Origin of the sequence: Streptomyces koelreuteriae (assembly GCF_018604545.1) — a bacterium.
Lineage (GTDB): Bacteria > Actinomycetota > Actinomycetes > Streptomycetales > Streptomycetaceae > Streptomyces > Streptomyces koelreuteriae.
Genome location: NZ_CP075896.1, coordinates 8277275 through 8292669 on the forward strand (window position 1 = coordinate 8277275; position 15395 = coordinate 8292669).

The 15395-nt window shown below is 71.7% G+C and carries 16 protein-coding genes; 5 read left to right on the forward strand and 11 right to left on the reverse strand.

Translation table 11 applies throughout. The annotated features are described in order from the left end of the window. Positions 1-79: 79 nt before the first annotated feature. The 7 genes from KJK29_RS37210 to KJK29_RS37240 form a co-directional block, all read right to left on the reverse strand. Positions 80-535 carry a hypothetical protein gene (locus tag KJK29_RS37210; protein WP_215123780.1) on the reverse strand — a complete coding sequence of 152 codons (456 nt, stop codon included), beginning with the start codon at positions 533-535 and terminating at the stop codon, positions 80-82. Between the two features lie 105 nt (positions 536-640). Continuing rightward, complete coding sequence (locus KJK29_RS37215) at positions 641-2314, reverse strand: purine-cytosine permease family protein (protein WP_215123782.1); 1674 nt, start codon at positions 2312-2314, stop codon at positions 641-643. A gap of 124 nt (positions 2315-2438) precedes the next feature. Next, positions 2439-3701: a glycosyltransferase family protein gene (locus KJK29_RS37220; protein ID WP_251058042.1), complete on the reverse strand. Its 1263-nt coding sequence runs from the start codon at positions 3699-3701 to the stop codon at positions 2439-2441. Further along, a complete protein-coding gene (locus KJK29_RS37225) occupies positions 3698-4978 on the reverse strand; it encodes a bifunctional glycosyltransferase family 2/GtrA family protein (RefSeq protein ID WP_215123784.1) in 1281 nt (426 codons plus the stop codon). The genes KJK29_RS37220 and KJK29_RS37225 overlap by 4 nt, the downstream gene beginning before the upstream one ends. 137 nt (positions 4979-5115) lie before the next feature. Further along, positions 5116-5637 (reverse strand): cellulase, encoded by a 522-nt coding sequence (locus tag KJK29_RS37230; RefSeq protein WP_215123786.1) that lies wholly within the window; start codon positions 5635-5637, stop codon positions 5116-5118. Between the two features lie 11 nt (positions 5638-5648). Beyond that, positions 5649-6155, reverse strand: coding sequence for a SigE family RNA polymerase sigma factor (locus tag KJK29_RS37235; protein WP_215123788.1), 507 nt, complete (start codon positions 6153-6155; stop codon positions 5649-5651). Positions 6156-6367: 212 nt separating this feature from the next. Continuing rightward, positions 6368-6733 carry a DUF6479 family protein gene (locus KJK29_RS37240; protein ID WP_215123790.1) on the reverse strand — a complete coding sequence of 122 codons (366 nt, stop codon included), beginning with the start codon at positions 6731-6733 and terminating at the stop codon, positions 6368-6370. Positions 6734-6836: 103 nt separating this feature from the next. Here KJK29_RS37240 and KJK29_RS37245 point away from each other — a divergent pair, with 103 nt between their 5' ends. Together KJK29_RS37245 and KJK29_RS37250 are read left to right on the forward strand one after the other, a co-directional pair. After that, positions 6837-7211 carry a ferredoxin gene (locus tag KJK29_RS37245; RefSeq protein ID WP_215123792.1) on the forward strand — a complete coding sequence of 125 codons (375 nt, stop codon included), beginning with the start codon at positions 6837-6839 and terminating at the stop codon, positions 7209-7211. Between the two features lie 101 nt (positions 7212-7312). Beyond that, positions 7313-8527 carry an acyl-CoA dehydrogenase family protein gene (locus KJK29_RS37250; RefSeq protein WP_215123794.1) on the forward strand — a complete coding sequence of 405 codons (1215 nt, stop codon included), beginning with the start codon at positions 7313-7315 and terminating at the stop codon, positions 8525-8527. Positions 8528-8538: 11 nt separating this feature from the next. On the opposite strand, the gene dmpG is transcribed toward KJK29_RS37250, so the two are convergent. Genes dmpG through KJK29_RS37265 form a run of 3 tightly spaced genes read right to left on the reverse strand, consistent with a single transcriptional unit; the run spans position 8539 to position 11329 of the window. Continuing rightward, the gene (dmpG, locus tag KJK29_RS37255) at positions 8539-9558 is read right to left on the reverse strand and encodes a 4-hydroxy-2-oxovalerate aldolase (protein WP_215123796.1); all 1020 of its coding nucleotides are present in this window, start codon (positions 9556-9558) and stop codon (positions 8539-8541) included. Then, entirely contained in the window at positions 9555-10493 is a 939-nt protein-coding gene (locus KJK29_RS37260) for an acetaldehyde dehydrogenase (acetylating) (protein WP_215123803.1), read from the reverse strand. Before KJK29_RS37260 ends, dmpG begins: the two co-directional genes overlap by 4 nt. After that, positions 10490-11329 (reverse strand): 2-keto-4-pentenoate hydratase, encoded by an 840-nt coding sequence (locus KJK29_RS37265; RefSeq protein ID WP_251058043.1) that lies wholly within the window; start codon positions 11327-11329, stop codon positions 10490-10492. The genes KJK29_RS37260 and KJK29_RS37265 overlap by 4 nt, the downstream gene beginning before the upstream one ends. A gap of 127 nt (positions 11330-11456) precedes the next feature. Here KJK29_RS37265 and KJK29_RS37270 point away from each other — a divergent pair, with 127 nt between their 5' ends. Next, positions 11457-12179: an IclR family transcriptional regulator gene (locus tag KJK29_RS37270; RefSeq protein WP_215124596.1), complete on the forward strand. Its 723-nt coding sequence runs from the start codon at positions 11457-11459 to the stop codon at positions 12177-12179. A 14-nt stretch (positions 12180-12193) separates the two neighbouring features. Here KJK29_RS37270 and KJK29_RS37275 read toward each other — a convergent pair whose 3' ends face one another. Then, complete coding sequence (locus tag KJK29_RS37275; protein WP_215123812.1) at positions 12194-13243, reverse strand: amidohydrolase family protein; 1050 nt, start codon at positions 13241-13243, stop codon at positions 12194-12196. A gap of 223 nt (positions 13244-13466) precedes the next feature. On the opposite strand from KJK29_RS37275, the gene KJK29_RS39300 reads away from it, so the two are divergent. Continuing rightward, a complete protein-coding gene (locus KJK29_RS39300; protein ID WP_215123814.1) occupies positions 13467-13628 on the forward strand; it encodes a hypothetical protein in 162 nt (53 codons plus the stop codon). Positions 13629-13833: 205 nt separating this feature from the next. Beyond that, positions 13834-15387 carry a bifunctional 3-(3-hydroxy-phenyl)propionate/3-hydroxycinnamic acid hydroxylase gene (locus KJK29_RS37285; RefSeq protein ID WP_215124597.1) on the forward strand — a complete coding sequence of 518 codons (1554 nt, stop codon included), beginning with the start codon at positions 13834-13836 and terminating at the stop codon, positions 15385-15387. Positions 15388-15395: the final 8 nt, after the last annotated feature.

Genomic DNA, 15395 nt, shown 5'->3' on the forward strand with positions numbered 1-15395 from the left:
CGCGCCCGGACGAGCGACCGGATCCGGCCTGTGGGCTCATCCTAGGCGGCGGGGCGGAAGGGCACCCGTCCCGCGTGTGCTACCTGGGCTGCTCCGGGAAGGGCGATCCGGAAGGGAAGGGAGTGGCCGAGGGCAGCCTCGCGGTCGCCCCCTCCACCTGCCGTACGGTGTCCGTTCCCGGCCGGCTGCCCGTGCCCGCGCCGGTCGACAGCTGGGACCAGGCGCCGAGGGCCACGGCCACGGCGGCCGCGGTGGCGACGACCCGTCCCACGCGCCGGGCCTTGGCACGGCGGTCCAGGTCCCGCCAGGCCACCCGGACCCAGAGGTCCTCCGGCTGCCACAGGTCGCCGACGGCGTGCGGGGGCTGGAGCAGCCGCCCCGCCGCGCGCTCCTTCGCGGAGGGCTCCCTGGGGGCGGAGGCGCGTATGGCGTACTCGCTGTCCGAGAGGAACTTCAGCCAGATCTCGTCCGGGATCGAGGGAACGCCGTCCGGCTGGTCGGGCTTTCCCGACCCGCCCGGTCCTTCGGTGGTCATGTCCGCCATCCCCTCTCCGACCCTTGGCCTGATCACTGCGCAGCGCAAGATCAGTATGCCGCCCCGCGAGGCGAAAGGCTTCGCCGGAGAGGGGGAAATCAGGCGTCACACCACGGCGGGCGCCGCCGGCAGGACATGGTCGCCGACCTTGTCGGTGCTCAGGCAGAGCGAGCAGACCACGGCGTCGTGTGTCCGGCAGGCGGCCACGTCCGGCCGCTCGAACTGCTGTCGGCACACATGGCACTCGTAGGTGACGGCGCTGGGGTTGCCGTCCTCGTCCAGAAGCGGCTCGGGGATGCCGTCGTCCGTGCGCCGCAGGTAGTACTTGCCCTTGGTGACGACGGCCATCAGCGGTGTGAGGACGAAGGCGATGACGGCCGCGGCGACGGGGGAGTACGGCTGGAGCGTGTCGCCCAGCGCGTGGAAGTACATGGCGATGGACAGCCCGGACGCGGCCACGAAGGCCACGACACCGACCGGGTTGACGGCGTAGAGCATGCCGCGGCGGAACTCGGGGGCGTGCGGGGACAGTTTCAGCACGTACTTGTTGATGCCGATGTCGGTGGCGACGGTGACCACCCAGGCGATCGCGCAGTTCGAGTAGAAGCCCAGGATGCTGTTGAGGAAGCTGAACATGTCGGCCTCCATCAGGACCAGCGCGAAGCCCAGGTTGACCAGGACGAAGACCATCCGGCCCGGGTAGCGCCCGGTGACCCGGGTGAAGGAGTTGGTCCAGGCGAGGGAGCCGGAGTACGCGTTCGTCACGTTGATCTTGATCTGGCTGATCACGACCAGGGCCACGGCCAGCGGGAGGACGATCCAGGACGGCATCATCGCGTCGAAGGCGTGCTTGAACTGCTGGATCGGCTCGGGCGCCGCCGTGGGACCGACCTCGGCGATGATGTAGACCGCGAGGAACACGCCGATGGCCTGCTTCAGCGCGCCCAGCACCACCCAGCCCGGGCCGGCCATCACCACGGCCGTCCACCAACTCCGCTTGTTCGCCTCGGTCTTCGGCGGCATGAAGCGCAGATAGTCGATCTGCTCGCCGATCTGCGCGATCAGCGACAGGCACACGCCCGCGCCCAGCAGCACGGAAGCGGTGTTGACGCCGCCTTCGCCGTCGGTGCCCGCGTAGGCGAGGAAGCGGTCGACGGTCCCCGGGTCGGTGGCGACCAGATAGACCAGCGGGCCGACCATCAGCAGCAGCCAGATCGGCGTGGTCCACACCTGGAGCTTGCTCAGCGCCGTCATGCCGTAGATCACCAGCGGGATCACCATCAGCGTGGAGACCAGATAGCCCAGCCACAGCGGCAGCCCGAGGCCCAGCTTCAGGCCCTGGGCCATGATCGAGCCTTCGAGGGCGAAGAAGATGAAGGTGAAGCTGGCGAAGATGACGCTGGTGAGGACCGAGCCGAAGTAGCCGAAGCCGGAGCCGCGCGTGATCAGATCCAGGTCGATGTTGTAGCGGGCCCCGTAGTAGGCGAGCGGGAAGCCGGTCACGAAGATGACGACGGCGGCGACGCCGATCGCGAGGAGCGCGTTGCCGGTGCCGTGGGCCAGGCCGATGCCGGCGCCGATGGAGAAGTCGGCCATGTAGGCGATGCCGCCGAGCGCGGTCGTCGCCACCACCATCGGAGTCCAGCGCCGGTAACTGCGCGGCGCGAAGCGGAGGGTGTAGTCCTCCAGGGTCTCCTTGACGGCCTGGTCGGAACGCGGCGCCGCCTGCTGCGCCGGTTCCGGGTCGGTGACTTCTGCCAGTCGTGGCTCCGTACTCATGCCACGCCTCCTCGCTGCGGGTTGGGGACGACAGGCAGGCACCGTAGGCAGCGGGCGTTACCCCTAAATACTTCCTGCGTGAAGGGAATGTTTCGGAGGCATCTCACGCCTCAGCGGCGGCACTCTAGGGCACTCCCAGTTCGAAGAGCACATACCCCGCGTACGACCCGGAGGCCAGCGCGGCCGTGCCGAGGACCGTGACCAGCGACGGCCATCCCAGCCTGCTCATCGCGAGAGCGAGGGGGACGAACAGCGGGAAGAGCGGCAGCAGATAGCGCGAGACGTTGCCGAAGATCTGCTGGGTCGTCATCACCATGAGGTACGACAGCACGGTGTACACGACGAGCACGGCCGGCGGGCGCAGCCGCAGCAGCAGCACCGTCAGCGCCGGCACCGCCAGCACGACGCAGACGCCGATGACGTCCTCGAAGGCCCTGGCGAAGAGATAGTCGAAGTGCCCGACGGGCAGGGACGTCAGCACCTTGAACGTATGGGCTCCCCAGTCGAACTTGTGGGCCCACGCGCCGTCCTGGAGCTTGGAGTAGCCGTTGATGTCGCCCATGCGGTAGTTGACCCAGGCGAGATAGCCGAACAGTCCCAGTGGCGCGATCGCCACGGCGGCCAGCGGGCGCAGGACACCGTCCGCGCGCCGGCGCAGGGACAGCAGCGCGGCGACGGCGAGGGCGGCGACCAGCGCGGCGGCGGTCGGACGGCAGAGCCCGGCCGCGAAGGTCAGCAGACCGGCCGTCAGCCAGCGGCGGGACATGACGGCATGGCAGGCCCACACGGCGAGAGCGGTGTAGAGGGATTCCGAGTAGCCCGACCACTCCGTGCCCGAGCCGGGCCAGACCGCCCACAGCCCGGCCGCGACCAGACCGGCCCGGTGGCCGCCCAGCCGACGCGTCACGGCGTAGATGCCGAGCGCCGCCACGAACGAGGCGAGCACGGAGACCGTCAGGCCGGCGCCGAACAGCCCGAGCCCGGTGCACTCCGAGACCAGGCGCATCAGCGCCGGGTACAGCGGGAAGAACGCCGCCGAGTTGCCCTCCAGGGTGATCAGGCCGGTCGCGCCCGGGACGGGTTCCAGGGCGGGGTCGTACCCGTGCTCGGCTATCTGCTGGTACCACCAGCCGTCCCAGCTCGCCAGGACGTCCCAGGGGTGCTCGCCGCCGCCGAAGCGGGGGTTCTTCTTCCGGAAGTCGCCCGCCGAGTCCAGCAGGTACATGAAGACGGCGAAGCCGGCCAGCTTCAGCACGCCGTACGTCAGCAGCACGGGACCGTAGCGCACGGCGGCCCAACGCAGCCGCCGTCGGAACTCCCCTGATCCACGGGTGACTTCAGGAGCCCCGTGGCCGGACGGCGGTCGGCTCAGCTCGACGGTGCTCATGAGGATCCTGTCGTACGGCGGTCGTTGTCGCGGGCGGGGAAAACCCAGGCCCGGAAGAGGAGGAAACGCAGCAGCGTCGCGGCCAGGTTGGCGGCGACGAGGGCCATGAGCTCCACCTCACGGCCGGCCCCGGGCGCGGTGCGGTGCAGGGCGGCCAGGGAACCGCTGGTCAGGGCCAGCCCGACCAGGAACGCCGCCAGGCCCTTGAGATGGTGGCGCAGCGCGCCGCCGCGCCCCCGCACCCCGAAGGTGAGCCGCCGGTTGGCCGCGGTGTTGGCGACCGCGCTGGCGAGCAGGGCGAGCGCGTTGGCGGCCTGCGCCCCCGTCGCCGGTCTGAGCCCGACGTAGAGCAGCAGATAGCACAGGGTGCTGGCGACACCGACGGCGGCGAAACGCACCGCCTGCCGTGCCAGGCCCGCCGGCAGCTCCCCGGCGAGGTCGCCGTCGCTGCGGCGCAGCGCGCTCAGCGGCAGCCTGCCGCAGGCCAGGGCCCGGCCCAGCCGCGCCATGCCCCGCAGGTCGGCGAGCGCCGTGGAGACGATGCGCACCCGGCTGTCGGGATCGTCCACCCAGTCCACCGGCACCTCGTGGATCCGCAGCCCCGCGCGCTCGGCGATGACCAGCAACTCGGTGTCGAAGAACCACCCCTGGTCCTCCACCAGCGGCAGCAGCCGCTCGGCGACGTCCCGCCGTACCGCCTTGAAACCGCACTGCGCGTCGGAGAAGCCCACGGCGAGCGTCGAGCGCAACAGCCCGTTGTAGCAACGGGAGATGAGCTCCCGTTTCGGTCCGCGGACCACCCTCGCGCCACGCGCCAGACGGGTGCCGATGGCGATGTCCGAGTGCCCCGAGATCAGCGGCGCGACCAACGGCAGCAGCGCCGCGAGGTCGGTGGACAGATCCACGTCCAGATACGCCAGCACCGGGGCACGGGAGCGCGACCAGGCGGTGTGCAGCGCCCGGCCCCGCCCCTTCTCGGCCAGCCGGATCCAGTCCGTGCCCGGCAGTTCGGCCGCCAGCCGCGCGGCGATCCGCGGCGTCCCGTCGGTGCTGGCGTTGTCGGCGATGGTGATCCGGAACGCGTAGGGGAACGTCTCACCGAGGTGCGCGTGCAGCCGCCGCACGCACGGCTCCAGGTCGTTCTCCTCGTTGTACACGGGCACGACCACGTCGAGGACGGGGTCCCGGTGGTGCGCGGACAGGGGCGCCCGGCGCGGCAACGCGGCGAGCTCTGAGGTCGGGCGGTCGATCAGGGCCAGCCGCCGTGCGGTTCTCATGGCTGCTTACCGGTCTCTTTCTGGCGCGCGGCATACGCGAGCGCCGGTTCGGGGCATGCCGAAGGCGCCCGTGTCGGTGGTGCGGTGAAGGGAATGCGGGGTGACGGCGCCCCTGGCGGGAATCGCCTCTCAGGCGGCTACTCGGAACTGACCGATGCTGAGGGCTCCTGTGTCGTCTCCAGGGCGGACGGCGGGGCCGACGTCCGGGTCGGGGGAGGGGGTGCGGAGGGGAATGTCGTGGTGGTGCTGCTCTCGGAGGGCGTGGCGGTCGGCGGAGGGCCGGCCGGGGAGCTCGTGGTCCCGGTCGGAGTACTGCTGCCGGGTGAGGTCGCCGGCACCGACGTCGCCGAACCGGTCGGAGGAGGGCTCGGATCCGGGGCGCCGGTCGTCGGCCCGTCGTCGTGCGTGGGCGTCGGGCTGGTGGCGGGCTGCGGCCGGGGATCGGCGGGCTGGGCCTTGGTGAGCATGCCGGGCAGCAGCGCGAGCCCGACGCTGAGCCCGGCCACCGCCACTGCGGAGCCGCCCGCCTTCCACAGCATCCGCGACCGGCGGCGGGCCCGGATGCCCTGGTGCAGCCGCTGCCGCTGCGCGGGCTCGTAGGGGGTGTGCTGCTGGGTGTCGCGCATCAGCCGCGACAGGTCCCGCTCGAAGTCGTCCATCGTGTCTCCCTTCACCCCACGGGCCTGACGGCGTCGGACAGGATCTGGCGGAGCCGTGCGACTCCGCGTGACGCGTGGGACCGTGCGGTGCCCACGGGACAGCCCAGCGCCTGGGCGACCTGGGCCTCGGGCAGGTCCTCGTAATAACGCAGCACCACCGCCGCCCGCTGTTTCGGCGACAGCAGCGCCAGCGCGGCCTCCAGCCGCGAGCGCTCCGCCACGGTGGAGGACACATCGCCCGGGTCGGCCCGGTCCGGCAGCTGCTCCACCGGGCGTTCGCCCCACCAGCGCCGCCGCGCCGAGCGCGCCGCCATCCGCACCAGCACCGTGCGGACATACGCCTCAGGGGCCTGGTCCGCGACCTTCGGCCAGGCGAACCACAGCTTCACCAGGGCCTCCTGCACCAGGTCCTCGGCCCGTTGCCGGTCGCCCCCCGTGAGCAGTCGCGCGACATGGAGCAGCGCCGACCAACGGGCGGCCACGAACTCGTCGAAGCCGTCCGCCCGAACCTGCTCCATCCTCACCGTCCCGCGTCTCAGTGGCCTCCTACACCTGTGAGAAGACGCTGGACCCCGCCCCACGCTGCACCCGGATCCTGTGATCCACCTCACGCCGGCCTGACCTGGGCATGGAAAAGGGCCCGTGCGCAGGCACGGGCCCTTTTCCTGCAGGCCGTGGGCGCTGGTACTCCGGGGGCGCTTGGCCGCCCGGTCGGCGATGCCGCGCGGGATCACCCGCCGCCCGGGCCTCCGCTGCCGACCGAACCGCTGCTGCCCTTGTTCCACCGGGGCCGCTCCTGCGACGCGCTCCTGCGGTCGCTCACGTTGCCGTGGGCCTTCAGCCGGTGCGGCGTCAGGCGGCCCTCGCCCCGCGGCACCTCCTCGGGCTCCCGGCGCTCACTGACCTCGCGGACCGGGCCGTCGTCGGGCAGCCGCGGCTGCTCCTCGGGGCGCGGCGTGGGCAGTTCCCTGCGCTTGATGCGAACGCCGAGGACGAAGGCCCCCAGCAGCAGGGCCACGACGACCACACCCGCCACGACCAGCCCGATGCCGAGGGCGCCACGGCCCGCGGCCATCTCCATCCATGCGGTAGTCATGGCGCGCGGGTACCCCTGGCCCTCACCACGAACCTGCCCACATCGGGCGCCTCCCTTGGGAACACCGGGTTTGACGGACCTCGACCCGGGCTACCCGCGCGGTGTGACTTCGACGACATCCCAGCAGGAGCTGTTCCGGTTCCTGGAGGACCGCTTCGCCTGCGCGCAGGCGTGCACAGAGTGCGCGCGGGCGTGCGCGCTGCGCGCGAGCCTCGTGGATCCGGACGGCACCGAGAACCAGGAGCTCGTACGACGCAAGGGCATCATGTGCGCCGAGGTCTGCGACGCGACGTGCCGTGTGCTGTCCGAGCAGAACCAGGTGGACGAGAGCACCATCCGCGCCCAGGTGGAGTGGTGCCGGACCGTGTGCCTGGAGGCCGCCCACGCCTTCGACCGGCAGCCGGGCGCGGAGGACTCGGCGTCGACATGCCGTGCGTGCGCGCGGGCGTGCACGGACTTCCTCGCCACCCTGAACTGACGCCTGTACCGACACCTGTACCGACATCGCCATTCCCTATTTCTGAAACACGTTCTACGGTGTCCGCCGACAGGACCGGCCTTGGGGAGCCTGGAGGCGCCGTGCACCTCGAATACACGCCCGAGCAGCAGCGACTGCGCATCGAACTGCGCGCCTACTTCGCCGAACTGGTCCCGGACCGCGCCTACGCCCGGCACGGCGACCCCGCCGCCCAGAAGCGGTTCTACCGCGAGACGATCCGGCGGCTCGGCACGGACGGCTGGCTCGGCGTGGGCTGGCCCGAGGAGTACGGCGGGCGTGGACTGACCGCCATGGAGCAGTTCATCTTCTTCGACGAGGCCGCCCAGGCCGGCGTCCCGCTGCCCCTGATGGCCCTGAACACCGTCGGGCCGACGATCATGCGGTACGGCACCGACGAGCAGAAGGCCTACTTCCTGCCGAAGATCCTCTCCGGCGAGATCGACTTCGCCATCGGCTACAGCGAGCCCGGCGCGGGCACCGACCTCGCGTCCCTGCGGACCCGTGCGGTGCGAGAGGATGGGGGCACCTCCCGCTCGAGCGAAGCCGAGAGTGGGGGAGAGTACATCGTCGACGGCCAGAAGATCTGGACGACCAACGGCGACACGGCCGACTGGGTGTGGCTGGCCGTGCGCACCGACCCGGACGCCCCGCCGCACAAGGGCATCACCATGCTGCTGATGCCGACCACCGACCCCGGCTACTCCTGCACCCTGATCAACACCCTCGCCTCGCACGACACCACGGCCAGCTACTACGAGAACGTCCGCGTCCCCGTCTCCCGCAGGGTCGGCGCCGAGAACCAGGGCTGGCGGCTGATCACCAACCAGCTCAACCACGAGCGCGTGACCCTGGCAGCCCACGGCACCATGGCCATCCGCGCCCTGCACGACGTGCAGCGCTGGTCGACGGAGACCAAGCTCGCCGACGGCCGCCGCGTCGCGGACCTGCCCTGGGTACGCCGCCTCCTGGCCCGCACCCACGCCCGGCTGGACGCCCTCAAGCTGCTCAACTGGCAGATGGTCAACTCCGTCCAGGAGGGCACCCTCACCCCGCAGGACGCCTCCGCCGTCAAGGTCTACGGCTCGGAGGCCCGGCGCGACGCATACGCCTGGCTCATGGAGATCGTCGCCGCCCCCGGAGCCCTGAAGGAGGGCTCGGCGGGCGCGGTCCTGCACGGCGAACTGGAACGCGGCTACCGTTCGGCGGTCATCTTCACCTTCGGCGGCGGCAACAACGAGATCCAGCGGGAGATCATCTCGTGGATCGGGCTGGGGATGCCGCGAGTGCGGCGCTGACGCCCTCGGGATCAGCGCGTCGCCTCCGCCCGGGCCACCAGGTCCAGGGCGACGTCGGTGATCATGTCCTCCTGGCCGCCGACCATGCGTCGTCGTCCTACCTCGACCAGGATGCCGCGGGTGTCCAGGCCGTGGCGGGCGGCGGCGGTCTCGGCGTGGCGCAAGAAGCTGGAGTAGACGCCCGCGTAGCCCAGGCTGAGGGTCTCGCGGTCCACCCGGACCTCACGGTCCTGCAGGGGGCGTACGAGGTCGTCGGCGGCGTCCATGAGGGGGAACAGGTCGCAGGCGTGGTCCCAGCCCATGAGGTCGGCGACCGCGATGAACGCCTCCAGCGGGCAGTTGCCCGCCCCCGCGCCCTGTCCCGCGAGTGAGGCGTCGACCCGGATCGCGCCGCTCTCCACGGCCACGACGGTGTTGGCGACGCCCAGGGCGAAGTTGTGGTGGGCGTGGATGCCGAGTTCGGTGGCCGGGTCGAGGACGTCCCGGTAGGCGCGGAAGCGGTCGCGGACCCCGTCCATCGTCAACCGGCCGCCGGAGTCGGTGACATACACGCAGTGGGCGCCGTAGGACTCCATCAGCTTGGCCTGGCGGGCGAGTTCAGCCGGCTCGGCCATGTGGGACATCATCAGGAACCCGGCGACGTCCATGCCCAGGTCCCGTGCGGCGGCGATGTGCTGGGCGGAGATGTCGGCCTCGGTGCAGTGCGTCGCGACGCGGACGCTGCGGATGCCCAGGGCGTGCGCCTGCCTGAGGTCGTGCAGGGTGCCGATGCCGGGCAGCAGCAGCGTCGTGGGCACGGCGTGTTGCGTGACCTCGGTGACGGCCTCGATCCACTCCCAGTCGGTGTGGGCGCCGACACCGTAGTTGATGCTGGAGCCGGCCAGGCCGTCGCCGTGGGCGATCTCGATGGCCGCCACACCGGCGGCGTCCAAGGTGGCGGCGATGGCGCGGGCTTGGTCGACGGAGTAGCGGTGCCGGACGGCGTGCATGCCGTCCCGCAAGGTCACGTCCTGGACGTAGAGACGGGTCATCGGGCTGCCACCTCCGTGGTCTGGTGGGCGGCCATGCGTTCCGCGGTGCGCAGCGCGGCCGAGGTCATGATGTCGAGGTTCCCGGCGTAGGCCGGGAGGTAGTGCGCGGCGCCCTCGACCTCGAGGAAGACGGACACCTTGAGGGCTTCGCCCGCGCCGGGGGCGAGGGTGCGCAGCGGGTCGTCGGCGCGCACGCGCTCGAACTGCACCCTCTGCTTGAGCCGGTAGCCGGGAACGTAGGCCTGCACACGGCCGACCATGTCCTCGACCGACGCCGTGACGGCCTCGGTGGCGCAGTCGGAGACCAGGCAGTGCACCGTGTCCCGCATGATCAGCGGCGGCTCGGCCGGGTTGAGGACGATGATCGCCTTGCCCTTCCGGGCCCCGCCCACCTGCTCGACGGCGGAGGAGGTGGTCTCGGTGAACTCGTCGATGTTCGCCCGGGTGCCGGGACCGGCGGAGCGGGAGGCGATGGAGGCGACGATCTCGCCGTAGTGGACCGGCGTGACCGCGTTCACCGCGGCGACGACCGGGATCGTGGCCTGGCCACCGCAGGTGACCATGTTGACGTTCGGCGCGTCCAGGTGCGCGTCGCCGTTCACCGGCGGTACGACGTACGGGCCGAGCGCGGCGGGGGTGAGGTCGACGAGGGTCCGGCCCAGCGGGCGCAGGATCTCCTCGTGGTGACGGTGGGCGCCGGCCGAGGTGGCGTCGAAGACGATCTCGACATCGGCGAACTCGTCCAGTGCGACGAGGCCCTCGACGCCCTCGTGGGTGGTGGCCACCTTGAGACGGCGGGCCCGGGCCAGGCCGTCGGAGGCCGGGTCGATGCCTGCCATGGCGGCGATCTCGAGGCTCTCCGACAGGCGAAGGATCTTGATCATCAGGTCCGTGCCGATGTTGCCCGAGCCGATGACAGCGACCTTGGTGCTCACCGCTGGTCTCCTTCCGAGGCGAAGCCGACCCGCACGGAGCCGAGGCCCGATACGCGGGCCTCGAAGACGTCGCCGGGGGAGGCGGGCGTCATCGGGCCCAGGGCGCCGGTCAGTACGAGGTCACCCGCCCGGAGCGGATCGCCCCGTTCGGCGAGCGCGGACGCCAGCCAGACCGCCGCGTTGAGGGGGCTGCCGAGACAGTCGGCGCCGGTGCCCTCGGAGACGGTCCCGCCGTCACGGGTCATGGTCATCGTCACCGCGCGCAGGTCCACCGCGGTGAGCGGCACGGGAGTGGCGCCCAGGACGTACAGCCCGCACGAGGCGTTGTCCGCGACGGTGTCGACCAGGGAGATGTCCCACCCCCGCACCCGGCTGTCGACGATCTCCAGCGCGGGCAGTGCGAAGTCGACCGCGCGCAGCAGGTCGACGACGGTGCACTCGCGGTGGGGAAGGTCCCGCCCGAGCACCAGCGCGACCTCGGCCTCCACCTTCGGCTGGAGCAGCCGCCCGGCCGGCACCTCGCCGCCGTCCGGTACGGCCATGTCGGCGAACAGCGCACCGAAATCGGGACGGTCCACGCCGAGTTGGCGCTGAACGGCCACGGAGGTCAGACCGATCTTGCGGCCGACGATCCGCCGGCCGGCGTCCAGGCCGCGCCGCACGTTCAGCTGCTGCACGGCGTACGCGGTCTCCAGATCGCCGCCGTCGGCGAACAGTTCACGCACCGGCGGGCAGGCGGCACCGGTGCGGGCGGCCTCCGTCAGCAGGTCGGCGGCCTTGACCACGGCCGGGGGTGGGGCGGCGTTCGGACAGACGCCGTGGGGCACGGTCGACACGGGGATACCTCCAAGAGGCGGGAGAAGCGGCGGATAGGAGATCGATCGGGTAGGACATCGATATAGACATCGCCCCCGGGGAGGGCACAAACTTTGTTCCGTGACACGGAACAGCGCGGGCGCCAGCATGTTGGAGAAGGCCGCTACCATCCTCGATGCCTTCACTCCGAGTGGCGGACCGTACCGTCTGTCGGAACTTTCGGAGCGCACGGGCCTGCCCAAGCCCACGGTGCACCGGCTGGCGGCGGACCTCGTGCGGCTGGGCTGGCTGGAACGCTCCGGTGCCCAGTACCGGCTCGGCGGCAAGCTGTTCGAGCTCGGTTCGCTCGTCCCGCACCGGCTCGATCTGCGGGAGACGGCCCTGCCCTTCCTCCAGGACCTGTTCGAGGCAACCCGCGAGACGGTCCACCTCGGTGTACGGGAGGGCCTGGAGGTGGTCTACCTCGAGCGCATCCACGGCCACGCGGCCCTGCAATTGCCGTCCCGTATCGGCGGCAGCCTGCCGCTGACCTGTACCGGCGTAGGCAAGGCCCTGCTCGCCTTCTCGGGCGCCGAGCTGACCGAGGAGGTGTTGTCCCGGCCGCTGCCGAGCCTCACACCCCACTCGATCACCGACCAGGACCGTCTGCGGATGGCCCTGGAGAAGATCCGGGTCTCGGGTCTCGCCTACGAGGAGCAGGAGGCCGCCCTGGGCGTGAGCTGCATCGCGGCCCCCGTCTTCGCCGGCGGCACCACGGTCGCGGCCCTCTCGGTGGCCGTACCCCGCGCCCGCTTCAGCCCCGCCCAACTCGCCCCCGCCGTGCGCACAGCGGCTCTGGGGCTGTCCCGTGTGCTGCGTGGGGGTGGTTGAGGGGAGGGTCGCTCTCAGTTGGTTCCCGGCTGGATGAGCTTGTAGAAGAGGCGGGCGCCGGCCCGCTGGGCGGATTGACGCAGCCGCACCGGGAGCGGACGGGCCGGAGCCTGCGCGGGCGCCCGCGCGGCCAGGCGGGGGAAGAGGGCTTCGGCGTTGGTGCGGTTGACGGCCGTGAGGATGTGAGGGTCCACCCAGTTGTCGAGGCCGCTTGCGAAGTACTGGCCGGCTGGGGCGGGTGCGAAGGGCCAGTCGCTGCCGAACAGAACGTGCCCGGGGCGGGCGAAGGCGAGCAGGGTGGGCAGGGCGGCGGGGCTGGAGGAGAGGGCGGTGTCGTAGTAGAAGCCGCGGAGATCGTCCAGGGTGTCCAGGGGGCTGCGCCCGGTGTCAGCGGCGATGGCGACGGCCATGCGATGGGAGGCGTAGGGGACGAAGCCGCCCGCGTGGCTGAGGACGAACCGGATGTTCGGGTAACGGCGCGGGACGCCGTTGCGGACGAGCAGGTACGCGGCGCGGGTGGTGTCCAGGAGGAAGTCGGCGGCGAACGGCGGGATGCCGTCGACAGCGGGTGCCGGGAGGTCGGCGGGGTGGACGAACACGACGGCACCGCGCGCGTCCAGGACCCGCCACAGCGCGTCCTGCCCCTCGCCGCCGAGGTAGGTGCCCTGCGTGTTGGAGAGCAGGGTGACCCCGTCGGCACCCAGTTCCGCCAAGGCCCGCTCGGCCTCCTTGGCCGACGCGCCGAGATCGGGCATGGGCAGCGTGGCGAACCACCCGAAGCGGTCGGGGTGTTCGGCGGTGACGGCGGCGGAGTGGTCGTTGAGACGCCGTGCCAGGCCGGCGGCCTCGCCGGGGTCGGTGAGGAAGCCCGTGCCGGGGGTGGAGACGGAGAGGATCGCCGTCTCGGTCCGCAGCAGGTCCATCAGGTCCAGGGCGGCCTCGGGACTCCAGTCGGGCAGGGCGCGCCCGCCTGCCTCGGCGATGCCGGCCCGGGTGAGCGCGTCACGGTAGAAGGGCGGGACGACGTGCTGGTGGACGTCGATCCGGCGGGGTGCGGTGGTCATGGTGAGGCCTCTCGGCTTTCTGGCGTACGCGGGTCGAGGCGACGCCGGTCACAGTCTTTCCGGGCGTAGGACGCCCCGCGCGCCGACGGGCTCGACGAGCGGTGGCGGGAGGGTCCAGGGAGGGCAGAGGGGTGTCGGTGAGCCCGCCCACTGAGGTCGGTGGCGGGTGGGACTGGAGTCGCTGCCGATGCCCGGTAGCGATCGGAGGACAGGACAGACCGGGGTGTCGACCAGGGACTCCGCCACGCGCATCGCCATCACCGCCATGCGCTCCGCCGGCGTTCCGGTCTCCTCCCCGGGAAGTTCGACGGCCGCCGGCCAGGTCTCGAAGCTGCGCCCGATGACCGCGGCGATCGACGTGCCCTGGTACCCGCAGGTCATGTGACGTGCCCTTCCTGTCGCACCGGCTCTTGACCGCCTCCGGCACCCGGATTAGCGTAGCGACCGTTCCAATTGGAGTAAACGCTACAGCAAAGCCGCTGCAACGAAGAGCCGACGCAGGACAGTGAGGTGACCTGGTGAGCGATGCCAGTGCCGAGGTCAGAGCCGGGGAGAGCCCCGCGGACGGAGCCGATCCCGGCGTGTACGACGTGGCGGTGATCGGCTACGGGCCCACGGGAGTGACCGCCGCGAATCTGCTGGGCGCGCTGGGCCTGCGGGTGGTCGTGCTGGAGCGCGACGCCGAGATCTACTCCCGGGCACGGGCGATCTCCACGGACGAGGAGGTCATCCGGATCTGGCAGCGGATCGGGCTGGCGGACCGGCTGAAGGAGGACATGCTGGCCGAGCGGCCGCTCGACTTCGTCGACGCACGCGGCCGCACCTTCCTCAGCGCCTGCCCCGCGCCGCGCGGGCACGGTCATCCGCCGCAGATGTTCCTCTACCAGCCGGCGCTGGAGCAGGTCCTGCGCGACGGCGTCGATCGCTATCCCCGCGTGGAGATCCTGCTGCGCCACGAGTGCCTGCGGCTGCGCCAGGACGCCGACGGGGTGGAGTTGACGGTGGTCGGCACCGCCGACGACTCCGTACGACGGATCCGCGCGAGGTACGTGATCGCGGCCGACGGCGGCTCCAGCCTGACCCGCGCCCAGCTCAACATCGGCTACGAGGGCAAGACGTACGAGGACCGCTGGGTGGTCATCGACACCGAGATGCTCAAGCCCTGGCCCGACCATGACCGGCTGCGCTTCCGCTGCGACCCGGCGCGCCCCGCGGTGGACTGTCCGACTCCGCTCGGGCATCACCGCTGGGAGTTCCCGATCCTGCCGGGGGACGACGAGGCGTATCTGACCACCGACGACGCGATCTACTCGATGGTGGCCAAGTACGGGATCGACCGGGACCAGATCAGGATCCTGCGGGCCACCGTCTACAGTCACCACGTCCGCTTCGCCGCCCGTTTCCGGGCCGGCCGCGTCTTCCTCGCGGGCGACGCGGCGCACGCCATGCCGCCGTGGATCGGCCAGGGCATGGCAGCGGGCGTACGGGACGCGGCCAACCTCTGCTGGAAGCTCGCCGCCGTCCTGCGCGGCGAACTGCCCGAGACCGTCCTCGACTCCTACGAGACCGAACGCAAGCCGCACGTCAAGGAGATCACGCGGCGGGCCGTCTTCACCGGGAAGCTCATCACCGAACGACGGCTGACCGTCGCCAGGATCCGGGACACGACGCTGCACGCCCTCCGCCGGGCGTCCGCCCTCAGCGGCCGGCTGGTCGACGCGCACTGGATTCCCGTCGCCCGCTACGCCAAGGGGTTCCTGGCCCGTCCGCGCACGAAAGCCTCCGGGCGCCAGATCCCCCAGCCCTGGGTGACCGGCCCCGACGGGGCCCGGGTCCGCCTCGACGACGTGCTCGGCGGACGCTGGCTGCTTCTGCACGGTGGACGGTCCGCCCCGCAGCCCGCGTGGGACCGCCCCGGCGTCCCCTCGCTGACCGTCCTGCCGGCGGGCTCACGCCCGGCCGAGGGCGCGGTCGTCGACAGCGACGGTGTGCTGCTCGCCTGGATGGCCGCACACCGTGCGGCCACGCTCGCCCTGCGCCCGGACGCCTATGTGTACGCCGCCGCCGGCCGGGGCGTTCCCCTCCCGCCGCCCCCGGCCGGTTTCGCGCCGGCCCCGCATGCGACCGCCTCGACCTCCAGCTGAAGGAGCGC

Coding starts and splice junctions, on each gene's coding strand:
- KJK29_RS37210 (WP_215123780.1), bottom strand. CDS start 535: ATGACCACCGAAGGACCGGGCGGGTCGGGAAAGCCCGACCAGCCGGAC.
- KJK29_RS37235 (WP_215123788.1), bottom strand. CDS start 6,155: ATGGAGCAGGTTCGGGCGGACGGCTTCGACGAGTTCGTGGCCGCCCGT.
- KJK29_RS37225 (WP_215123784.1), bottom strand. CDS start 4,978: ATGAGAACCGCACGGCGGCTGGCCCTGATCGACCGCCCGACCTCAGAG.
- dmpG (WP_215123796.1), bottom strand. CDS start 9,558: ATGACCCGTCTCTACGTCCAGGACGTGACCTTGCGGGACGGCATGCAC.
- KJK29_RS37275 (WP_215123812.1), bottom strand. CDS start 13,243: ATGACCACCGCACCCCGCCGGATCGACGTCCACCAGCACGTCGTCCCG.
- KJK29_RS37240 (WP_215123790.1), bottom strand. CDS start 6,733: ATGACTACCGCATGGATGGAGATGGCCGCGGGCCGTGGCGCCCTCGGC.
- KJK29_RS37220 (WP_251058042.1), bottom strand. CDS start 3,701: ATGAGCACCGTCGAGCTGAGCCGACCGCCGTCCGGCCACGGGGCTCCT.
- KJK29_RS37215 (WP_215123782.1), bottom strand. CDS start 2,314: ATGAGTACGGAGCCACGACTGGCAGAAGTCACCGACCCGGAACCGGCG.
- KJK29_RS37270 (WP_215124596.1), top strand. CDS start 11,457: ATGTTGGAGAAGGCCGCTACCATCCTCGATGCCTTCACTCCGAGTGGC.
- KJK29_RS37230 (WP_215123786.1), bottom strand. CDS start 5,637: ATGGACGACTTCGAGCGGGACCTGTCGCGGCTGATGCGCGACACCCAG.